This window comes from Nostoc sp. (assembly GCF_035638895.1).
Classification (GTDB): Bacteria; Cyanobacteriota; Cyanobacteriia; order Cyanobacteriales; family Nostocaceae; genus Nostoc.
The window spans coordinates 1-8,851 of sequence record NZ_DASQZC010000369.1 but is presented as its reverse complement, the minus strand read 5'-3'; the positions used below and the strand labels follow the sequence as shown (position 1 = coordinate 8,851).

Below are 8,851 nucleotides of genomic sequence, written 5' to 3'. Positions count from 1 at the left end.
CGAAGGGCTACTGCCACCTTTTATTGGTTCTTTTGCCGGCTGGTGGATTGGAGAAGTAATCGGTTGTTGGCTGGCTTTGCGTTGGCGACATTACCGCAAGGCAGGGAAAACAGCTAAAGTTTTGGCAATTGTCACTCCTTTGGGAATCATTGCTTGGTTAGTGGTTTACCCGACTCTTCTAAACTGGGTAACGAGTCGAGTTAGTGAGTTACAATTTGCACAGTTATATGAAATAGTTCGCTCCCTAAGTACTGCTGTTTTTGCCATAGCTTTAGCTTGGTTAGCAAGGTTCTTGACAAAGCCACATCAGCAAAAGTAGTGTTTACCGTTTTTTACCTTGTGGCATTGTTGTTTGATTCTGTCCTTCTATGAGATATCTGCCGGCTTGTGCCTCTAGGATTGTCAGTTTTGGCGGACAATCGAGAAGAAATTGCCCGTACTCTTTAGCGTAATTCGCTTGTAGTTTTGGTTGGCTGGGTGGAATGAGAAAAACCCTGTTGTTGATTTTGATGGTTTCCATAATTGCGTTGTTGTTACTAAAAATTGCGTTGATACTGGATAGTGTTCGACTTAGCTATTTATGACAGAACAATTCAAAATGCAAAATGCAAAATGCAAAATTAATTTCATTTTTATACATTTTTAATTTTGAATTTGAGCAGAGCGAATGGTACGTTGTCCTAAAGTAAAGTGGGGGTATTTCCAACCGTGTAGAATTGATATTGTTGGTTGCATTATTCTGATTCCTGATTAAACTTGATCTCAACTATTTCTTCGACACACCCCATCGCCTCACTCAAGTAGTGCAGGACATCGCCCAAGTGAGTTGCGGCTTCTGGGTCAATCTTCTTTTCAGCAATCAACTTGAGCCAATTTTCGTTTTGGGCAATCGCCTGAATATTTACGTAGCACGAGTTGAATTGCTTCAGTATTTCTATTGTTTTCATTGGTATATGCAATGAGTTGTGTTGCTCTATTCGGATAGACTGATAATTTGGTTTTGCTCCTTGCCTTGAGGTGGGTCTTACTGCCCACCTTTTCACTTACGCTGCTACTAAATCGCTAGTTTCTAGCGTTGGTACGTATTTCTTCAACCGCTCCCATTCTTCACTCGTCAGCGCGTCGAATTCAATATCCAGCAACTCTTCTTCTGTAGGTGGTTTTTCTGTAGTAGCCGTAAAGTAGCCTGCCATTGTCATGGAGTTGTCTAATCCCACTGCTGCATCCAGCGACTCGGCGTATCGAATCTGATTTACTCCGTTAGACCAGTGGGTGATGTGTTGAAATATCACCCCAATCATGGAATGAGCTTTGTATACTCGATAAACTCTGGGGCAAGCTCCATCCACGTAAACCAGCTTGTAGGGAGGAATTTCTTCTACCTCTGCGTTGGGGTCGGTTGGAGGGAGGAGAATTTTCTGTAAAGGATTATCCAACTGGTCTTCTTGAAAAGAAAATGGGCTAATCATATTCTTTGTGCCATGATGATTTCGATTGTCTAAATTTCGGTTGAACTGCAATCGCCTTTTCTCACTTCCAAAACGAGGAATTTCTTACACCTCTGTATTTGCATCTGCTGGAGGTAGCACAAAATTCTCTTAGCAGTCATAGAAACCCGAATCTGAAAGTGTGATGTTACTTGCTGTGCTATATGCAATGATTATCTGTAATTGCATATAGGTGGCGATCGCAGTCCAAGGAAATGCGATCGCCTTTCTCACTTGCACCAACTAAGCCGCTACTGCCGTTCGGACTCCCAACGACGCAATCACATCTTTTGCACTGCCAGCAATCCGATTCACCCCGTACTGTCTCGGTCGAGCGTACCAAGCTTGGTGATTGCACCCGACGAAGCCAACAAAATGCCCGTCTCGGTAGAGTTTGGTGCTGAATGAGAGCCAATCTATCTCACCGTGGTATAAACCAAAAACAGTGCAAGCTTTTTCTAATTCATCGCTTAATCGCTCGTTCCGTTCCAGGGGTGTTTCTGGGAGAGTCGCTTTGACCTCTGCAACTCTTGTAGCGAACCAGTTGCGGTCGAATGGTAGCCTTCCGCCATCGAAGAATTGCACCCATACTGTAATTCCGCCTTCTATCCAGATAGTGCGGATTGATTCGGGTTGGACTTCGATAATCTCGGCAATGATGCGGCGGTCACGAGATGTCAGAGGGTCTTGGGTTGAGGCTACAGCTTCGGCTTGAACCAGTGCTTGCTTGTCTTTGGAAGGAGCATCGGCGAATGTTGTTTGATTTAGCTTAAAGCTTGAGGGTGCTTGCTGCGTATGGGTTGAATGCGTCATAATTATATTCCTGACTCATGTTTTGGGTTAGGTTTTGACAAAGGGCGATCACAAACTTTGGACGGGGAGTGATCGCCTTTTGATCTGAGCAAATAAAAGCTGATTTCTGAAACCGCTTTACTTATCCCATAAATCTAAGATACTATTTTGTTAATACTTTTGTCAATACATTGTTAATACTTTTAGGTAATGTATGTCCTGAAAGTTGATAAGCTATGTTTATACACTTGCTAATACAACTTGCTATTGATAGCGTGTAAATTGAAAGTTATAAACAACGAGAATTGAGATGGCAGCAGACAAACAGATAATTATTAGGATCTCTGAAGACAAAAAAGAGGCTTTGATGAATAAAGCTAAAGCTAGCAATACCTCTGTATCGAAGTTATTAATGGATTTTATTGATTCTTACTTAGCTGAAAAGCCAGTAACTGACCTTGATCCAGAGTTAGTAAAGCTGAAATCAGAAGTTGCCGAAATGAAGCAGCAGTTTATGCAGTGGCAACAACAGCAGTACGAAATGTTGGGGGAATCCGCCGCCTGAGAGAAGAGAATAGTACTCTCAGGCAATGGCGAGAGCAAGTTACTAAGGCAATAAGCGACAAACCAGCTAGGGAAACTTAGCTGGTTTGTTTTTTGATAGGTTGCTTTGTATTAACAATTTTGCTAATGTTAATACATTAATCCTAATCCTGCTTATTTTCGGAGTCCGAATGGTTTTAACAATACAAAATCCCCTGACCACAACTGGGGCTAATTCCGTTCGCCTATATAGGCGACTAACAATAAGTCAAAAACGCCTTAAAAGACTGGATCTAATTGCCAAGTATGGTTGGCGATGCTTCTGGTGCAACAGTGTCATAATCCCAAACACGCTGACTATGTTTTTTGTGTGTATATGCAGCATATAAAGGTGAAACAATGCTGACACTAGACTGTTCCGAAACAACCTCAGCCATTGGCTACAGCAATCTCAACACCAGCATCCAGGAAACCTTCACCGCCATCGATAGGTTCGAGTGGCAAGCGGTAGATGAAATCCTCCAGATGAGAGAACAGCAGCTTTACCTGCAAGCTGGTTATAAAAACTTTGAAGAATACTGCCAGCGTGAATTATACGCCTGGGGTGGATACCGACGAATCAACCAACTGCTAGGAGCCAAAAAGGTCATAGACACAGTTGGGGAGTTGGGGGAACACATCAAAAATGAGCGTCAGGCTCGTCCGTTACTTCGCTTAGTCAAGGAACCAGAAAAGCTAAAAGCTGCTGTATTCCTGGCTCTGAAAGATAATCCCTCCCCTGGTGAATCAGATTTTGCGGCTGCTGCAAATATTGTGGTTCCTCAACTTCCACGCAAAAAGCAGTCTATTCAGGAACCAATGGTTCCCAAAATTGAAGAACCAGTGGTTCCTCAAAAAGCCATTGTCACAGTTTCACAACAGTCACACCCAAGGTATGGAGATGAGGGAACCATTGAGGCAGACGCACCGAATCGTTGGCAACAGATTGTTACCTTTGCTGATGGCGAGAGGTTGTTGGTTAACAATGCTGATTTAGATGCTGCTAGTGTCCCATTTTCCAGAGGGCGGAACTATCCGCCAGAATACATGGAAGCGATCGCTGCTATTGAAGAAAGGCATAAACAGGAACTAGAGCGACTTTCCCAGGAATTGAGAATTGGTTTGCAAGCAGAAGCAGGAGCTAAAGCTGAAGCCCAGGTAATTGAGCAAATCCAATCCTTGCAAAACCTGTACAAGCAGCAGAAAGAAGAAAACATCCAGTTACAGCAACGGCTGGATGAAATGGAAGGGCTGAGGAAGCTGGAGATTGAGAATCAGCAACTCCAACAACGTATTCAAGATTTGGAAAACGCGGTTGAACAGCGCCCTTCTCAACAGTGGGAAAATACCATGACTCAGCAAGCGACCAAAGTTTTGAACAAGCAGGTGAAACAGGCGTTGGAGAAAACTATTGATCTGCGATCGCTGGCCCAGGAACCACCCAAAGAGAATGCCCAGGAGTGTTTACGCTTGATGGGTATGGCGTTGAAGAATCTCGCCAGTGCGATGAACAATACCCAGGCGCTCGAAGCGGCGGCGCTAATTCTGGGGAGTGAGCCGACACCACAGGCGATCGCATATCGAGCCGAACAACTGGAAATGCTACCCCAGGCGGTTAGTGACATTAGGTCAGTGCTGTCAAAGCCTGGGTGTACGTGGCAGAAATTTTGGAGTGTTGGCCAAGAGTATGAGGTAATCAAACAGGACTACTGGGAGGAATTGACCAGTGAGGAGACAAATTTAATTACCGCACTCCAGAATGCATCCTCTCAACCAGACATCATTAGTGTTGGTTCTATTGTTGCTCACGCCGACCCATACCGTACTTTGTATGTCGAGAGAGGTGAAGTTGTAAAGGATTTGGGAGATGAGGTAATCGTTGCCTGGGATTGTTGGAAGGAGCAATCAAAAAAGACTGACAGGTATTTCCGAGACAAATTGCGATTCTGGCAACCTCAATAGGCTTTCAGTGTACTAGTAATTTTTTAGACAACCAAATACAAGTACCAAACCCTGCAATCGCTGTAGGGAAAATTCCGTGCGCCAACATAAACAGGAGATTATAGAATGACTGCAACGATTACAAGACCCAAACCTAAAAAGGCTGCCGCTAGTAAACCGCAATCCCCTTACAAGCGGCTTCATGTGATTATCCCGATTTCAGATATGCTGTGGGCTTCGCAGCAAAAGCCATCAGTGACGCAATTGTGGCAAGAATGCTGGACGGCTGACCCTTATGGTTCTCGGTGGATGCCCCTGACAAGTGCTTTGGGGTACAGTACTTTTATCTGTGCAAAGAAAATTCTCTCCGAAAGCGGGTTGTTTATTTTCAAGCCCGACAAGTCCATAGAAGATGGCCGGGAAACGATGAGGTGGACTGTCAAAAATCTACATGGAAGCAGAATTAAGGATTTTTGGGAAAAAGGGGATTCTACGAAACGAGAACTAGATGCTGAAAAACGAGAACCAAATGCTGAAAATACAGAGATGAATGCTAGCTCTGAAGAAATGGGTGCTTTGTATGAAGCATCTATTTTAGGTAAAGACCAGTCAGAGCAAGGGTTCCAGGAAACCTCACGAACTACTCAGAAACATCTCACAAACTCATCATTTGAGTTTGTGAGATGTTTCTCTGACACGCTTATAGGAAATTCGCGTAAGGAGGAGACGGCGAGTGCGCCCTTGGGGGGCGCTTCGCCTCAGACTGTTGAAAGCGTGGAAGAGTTGGAGAAAGACTTGCCTGTGGCAATGAACTGCACGACGCTGGCGCTTGTGGATGCTGCACTGAATCAACCTGTTCCTTTGTTGGCTGAAAACCAGTATTGTGACGTTGAATCGAGGGACTGTCATAGAGGTACTTTTTCCGCCGCCCCCGTGGTTCAAAATGAATTTTCTTCCAAGGAAGCGATCGCTAATCAAACACCGGGGCAGGTAGAAAAACAGGGTTATTCTGCTTCGTTGTTGGTTAAAAATTCAGTTTCGGGTGTAGACATAAAAGCGGATCATGAAGGCGAAGGTTCCGCCACGCCCGTGCCAAATCCTGAAAAATGGTCGCATGAGGCTATTGTAGCGCGGTCAAATATGCGACCAGAGCGGATGCAGAAACTTAAAGTTGCGGGGAATTCAGAGCAGAATCTGGGGTTTGAGTATTTGCAGGAGTGTTGGGATGATCCGGCTTTGCAGATTGTGATTAAAAAGTTGCTGGCGAAGTTTCCGCAGTGGGGAATTGCGGTTGTTGATGGGGAGTTGGCTAATTGAAATGAGTAGCAAGTGCAGTAGTTTGAAAATGAAGAATAGAAAGTTTTGTAATATTTTTAACTTTCTGCGAAAAAGTTGAGTTTTGGGGTGAAAGCATAGTAGACCTATGGCTAAGTATTAGATAGCTAGTAACCTGATTTATACTTGACTAGGTTTTAGTGCTGTGCTATTCGTGGAGGCTTGTAATGTCTAGTTGGCGTTTTACTTATTGGAGAAGTTTATTGAGTATTGCCATAGTGGGAGTGGAACTGGGATCAGCAACAGTAGCAGTCTAAATGCAGGAAAGTGCGATGTCAACTAATCACGACTTATCAATCAAGCTACCAATACTTTTAATTGGCCCGCAGCGTGCAGGTAAAAGTACTATCGGAAAGTTGCTAAGTGAACAGTTAAATTTACCGTTTATCCACTTAGAGAAAATCTCAGAGAATTACTGGCAGGAGATAGGCTGCGACAAAACATTAGTTGAGCAAGCTTGGGAAGATGGTCAAAGCGATTGGGTTTATCGCTACATGATGCCATTTGATGTTCATGCACTCAAGCGCGCTGTGGTTGAATATTGCGACTATATAATCGAGCTTGCTGCACCCCAATCAGTTTACGATGATGCCGAACTGTTCCAACAAGTTAGTTCTGTTTTCCAGTCTTGTGGTCATGTGATTTTGCTCTTGCCATCCCAAGACGTGGAAGAATCGCTACAAATACTGCAACAGCGTACTCGTGCAATGATTAACGGCATGGAAATCAACGAATATTTTGTCAAGCATCACTCTAACTACGATTTAGCAAAGTATATTATCTACACTAAAGATAAAACGCCACAGCAAACTAGTGAAGAAATTTTGGCTACAATCAAGCCAAATGCCTCCGACATTATTCTCATTGGGCCAGTAGGGGCAGGCAAAAGTACCATAGGCAGAATTTTAGCTAAAAAACTGCAACTGCCGCAGATATCTATGGATATCTTACGCTGGAACTATTATCAAGCGCGAGGGTGGGATAAACAACAGCAGCAGAAGATTGCAGAAAATGAAGGGTTTGCCGGAGTTTATCGTTACTGGAAACAATTTGAGGTTTATGCGGTAGAACGCCTTCTCCAGGAACATCAAAACTGCGTCATTGATTTTGGGGCTGGACATTCAATTTATGAAGATGATGCCGACTTTCACCATGTTAGTAAACTGCTAGCTGATTATGCCAATGTAGTATTGTTGATGCCGTCACCCGATCCGGATGAATCAGTTATGATTCTCAACCAACGTCTCACACTCACGATCAATGGAATGGAAGAAAACCGATTTTTTCTCACCCACCAAAGCAACCATCAACTAGCAACCCTGGTCATATAAGTAGGTGGGTGGAATTAATTATAAGATAGAAAAACTGCTAAGTTAGCTTGTTATGCCTGCCCCTTTACGCATCATTCTGACCCCAGAGGAAGACCGAACCTTAACTGAACTGCGACTTGCTCAGCGCCTTCCTCAAAGAACCCGTGACCGAGCCCATATGTTGCGCCTGAACGCTCAGGGATGGAATGTACCAGCGATTGCAAAGATGTTTGAGTGCCATGCTCATACGGTTAGAGCAACCCTACGGCGATGGGAAAAAGGAGGATTAGGGGGACTGTGGGAAGCTCCAGGACGAGGAGCAAAACCAAAGTGGCAAGCAACAGACCTGGATTACCTAACGAAGTGTTTGGAGGAAGAACCGCGGACTTACAATAGTATGCAGTTAGCGAAGAAGTTGCAACAAGAGCGGTTAGTGGATTTGAGTAGTGACCGATTGAGACGATTACTCAAAAAAAAACTATCGTTGGAAACGAACCCGAAGCAGCCATCGTCGCAAACAAGACCCGGTAAAAAAGGCAATTAAGCAGGCAGACTTGGACACTTTAAAGCTAGCCGCGCAGCAGGGGTATATTGAACTCAAGTATCTCGATGAAGCAGGGTTTTGCCTCTGGAGTCCAGTCAGCTACAGCTATAGTCGCATTGGAGAGCAGAAACGGATGGAGCAAACCCCGAATCGCTATGGCAGTCGGATTAGCATTTTGGGCTTGTGGCAACCAGGCGAACGGTTTGAGTATGCCCTGGCTCAAGGCGGATTCAAAGGCGAGAGCTATATTAAGGTGATGGATTGGATAGCTCACATTGCCTCACAAACCTTGGAGCAAACGGGTCGTCTCACCGTGGTCGTGCAGGATAATGGCTCCCTTCATACCAGTCTTTTGGTGCGTCAACAGTGGACACGTTGGCAGGAGCAAGGCCTATTCGTTTTCTTTTTGCCTCCTTATTGTTCCCAAATGAATCCGATTGAAACCCAGTGGCATCAACTCAAAAGTCATGAAATTGCCGGACAGATGTTTGATAATGAGTACGATTTAGCGATTGCTGTAATGGATGGGATGAAAACTCGTAGCGAAGCAGGTGAATACACACTGGAGCGTTTTATATTTAATTGCACCTAGCTACTTAATACTCCGGTGGATAAGCACTTTCCCTGTAGAGCCATCAACTACTGCTACTGTTGTAGGCTTTTCTAGACCAAAGCTAACACCAACAAGAATATGAGAGCGACCTTTATATAAGGGCTTGTTGGGACGAGGAAAAGGGTTATTAATTCTGGCTAATGTGGAGTTTTTCCTTTTTATATAAGCTAGCTGTTTGTCATTGAGGTCGTCCTTGGCTTTAATTTTGGTGAGAATTTTAGCAATTTCTTCTGCTTTTTCTTCTCTG

General features: G+C 44.2%; 9 protein-coding genes and 3 pseudogenes. 6 read left to right on the top strand and 6 right to left on the bottom strand.

Annotated features, from left to right (window positions below; all coding sequences use genetic code 11):
• A pseudogene (locus VE944_RS18110) lies at positions 1–319 on the top strand (hypothetical protein); the annotation flags it as partial.
• 3 nt (positions 320–322) lie between these two features.
• On the opposite strand, the gene VE944_RS18105 reads toward VE944_RS18110, so the two are convergent.
• From VE944_RS18105 to VE944_RS18085, 5 genes are all read right to left on the bottom strand, one after another.
• Positions 323–520, bottom strand: coding sequence for a hypothetical protein (locus VE944_RS18105; protein ID WP_324979741.1), 198 nt, complete (start codon positions 518–520; stop codon positions 323–325).
• A gap of 214 nt (positions 521–734) precedes the next feature.
• A complete protein-coding gene (locus VE944_RS18100; RefSeq protein WP_324979738.1) occupies positions 735–947 on the bottom strand; it encodes a hypothetical protein in 213 nt (70 codons plus the stop codon).
• A 96-nt stretch (positions 948–1,043) separates the two neighbouring features.
• On the bottom strand, positions 1,044–1,469 hold the full coding sequence (locus VE944_RS18095; protein ID WP_324979735.1) for a hypothetical protein: 426 nt from the start codon (positions 1,467–1,469) through the stop codon (positions 1,044–1,046).
• Between the two features lie 129 nt (positions 1,470–1,598).
• A complete protein-coding gene (locus VE944_RS18090) occupies positions 1,599–1,727 on the bottom strand; it encodes a hypothetical protein (protein WP_324979732.1) in 129 nt (42 codons plus the stop codon).
• Between the two features lie 3 nt (positions 1,728–1,730).
• Entirely contained in the window at positions 1,731–2,300 is a 570-nt protein-coding gene (locus VE944_RS18085; RefSeq protein ID WP_324979730.1) for a hypothetical protein, read from the bottom strand.
• Positions 2,301–2,589: 289 nt separating this feature from the next.
• On the opposite strand from VE944_RS18085, the gene VE944_RS18080 reads away from it, so the two are divergent.
• From VE944_RS18080 to VE944_RS18060, 5 genes and pseudogenes are all read left to right on the top strand, one after another.
• Complete coding sequence (locus tag VE944_RS18080) at positions 2,590–2,844, top strand: plasmid mobilization protein (protein ID WP_324979727.1); 255 nt, start codon at positions 2,590–2,592, stop codon at positions 2,842–2,844.
• Between the two features lie 377 nt (positions 2,845–3,221).
• Positions 3,222–4,823: a hypothetical protein gene (locus VE944_RS18075; RefSeq protein ID WP_324979724.1), complete on the top strand. Its 1,602-nt coding sequence runs from the start codon at positions 3,222–3,224 to the stop codon at positions 4,821–4,823.
• A gap of 105 nt (positions 4,824–4,928) precedes the next feature.
• Positions 4,929–6,119, top strand: a complete 1,191-nt coding sequence (locus VE944_RS18070) for a hypothetical protein (protein WP_324979721.1) — start codon at positions 4,929–4,931, stop codon at positions 6,117–6,119.
• A 290-nt stretch (positions 6,120–6,409) separates the two neighbouring features.
• A complete protein-coding gene (locus VE944_RS18065) occupies positions 6,410–7,468 on the top strand; it encodes a shikimate kinase (protein WP_324979718.1) in 1,059 nt (352 codons plus the stop codon).
• 52 nt (positions 7,469–7,520) lie between these two features.
• Positions 7,521–8,583, top strand: a pseudogene (locus VE944_RS18060) (IS630 family transposase).
• Here the strand turns inward: VE944_RS18060 and VE944_RS18055 are convergent.
• A pseudogene (locus VE944_RS18055) lies at positions 8,584–8,851 on the bottom strand (type V CRISPR-associated protein Cas12k); the annotation flags it as partial.

What these genes read in the sequence shown, in the direction of transcription:
- VE944_RS18105 (WP_324979741.1), bottom strand. Translation starts at nt 520, where the DNA reads ATGGAAACCATCAAAATCAACAACAGGGTTTTTCTCATTCCACCCAGC.
- VE944_RS18100 (WP_324979738.1), bottom strand. Translation starts at nt 947, where the DNA reads ATGAAAACAATAGAAATACTGAAGCAATTCAACTCGTGCTACGTAAAT.
- VE944_RS18095 (WP_324979735.1), bottom strand. Translation starts at nt 1,469, where the DNA reads ATGATTAGCCCATTTTCTTTTCAAGAAGACCAGTTGGATAATCCTTTA.
- VE944_RS18085 (WP_324979730.1), bottom strand. Translation starts at nt 2,300, where the DNA reads ATGACGCATTCAACCCATACGCAGCAAGCACCCTCAAGCTTTAAGCTA.
- VE944_RS18080 (WP_324979727.1), top strand. Translation starts at nt 2,590, where the DNA reads ATGGCAGCAGACAAACAGATAATTATTAGGATCTCTGAAGACAAAAAA.
- VE944_RS18075 (WP_324979724.1), top strand. Translation starts at nt 3,222, where the DNA reads ATGCTGACACTAGACTGTTCCGAAACAACCTCAGCCATTGGCTACAGC.
- VE944_RS18070 (WP_324979721.1), top strand. Translation starts at nt 4,929, where the DNA reads ATGACTGCAACGATTACAAGACCCAAACCTAAAAAGGCTGCCGCTAGT.
- VE944_RS18065 (WP_324979718.1), top strand. Translation starts at nt 6,410, where the DNA reads ATGTCAACTAATCACGACTTATCAATCAAGCTACCAATACTTTTAATT.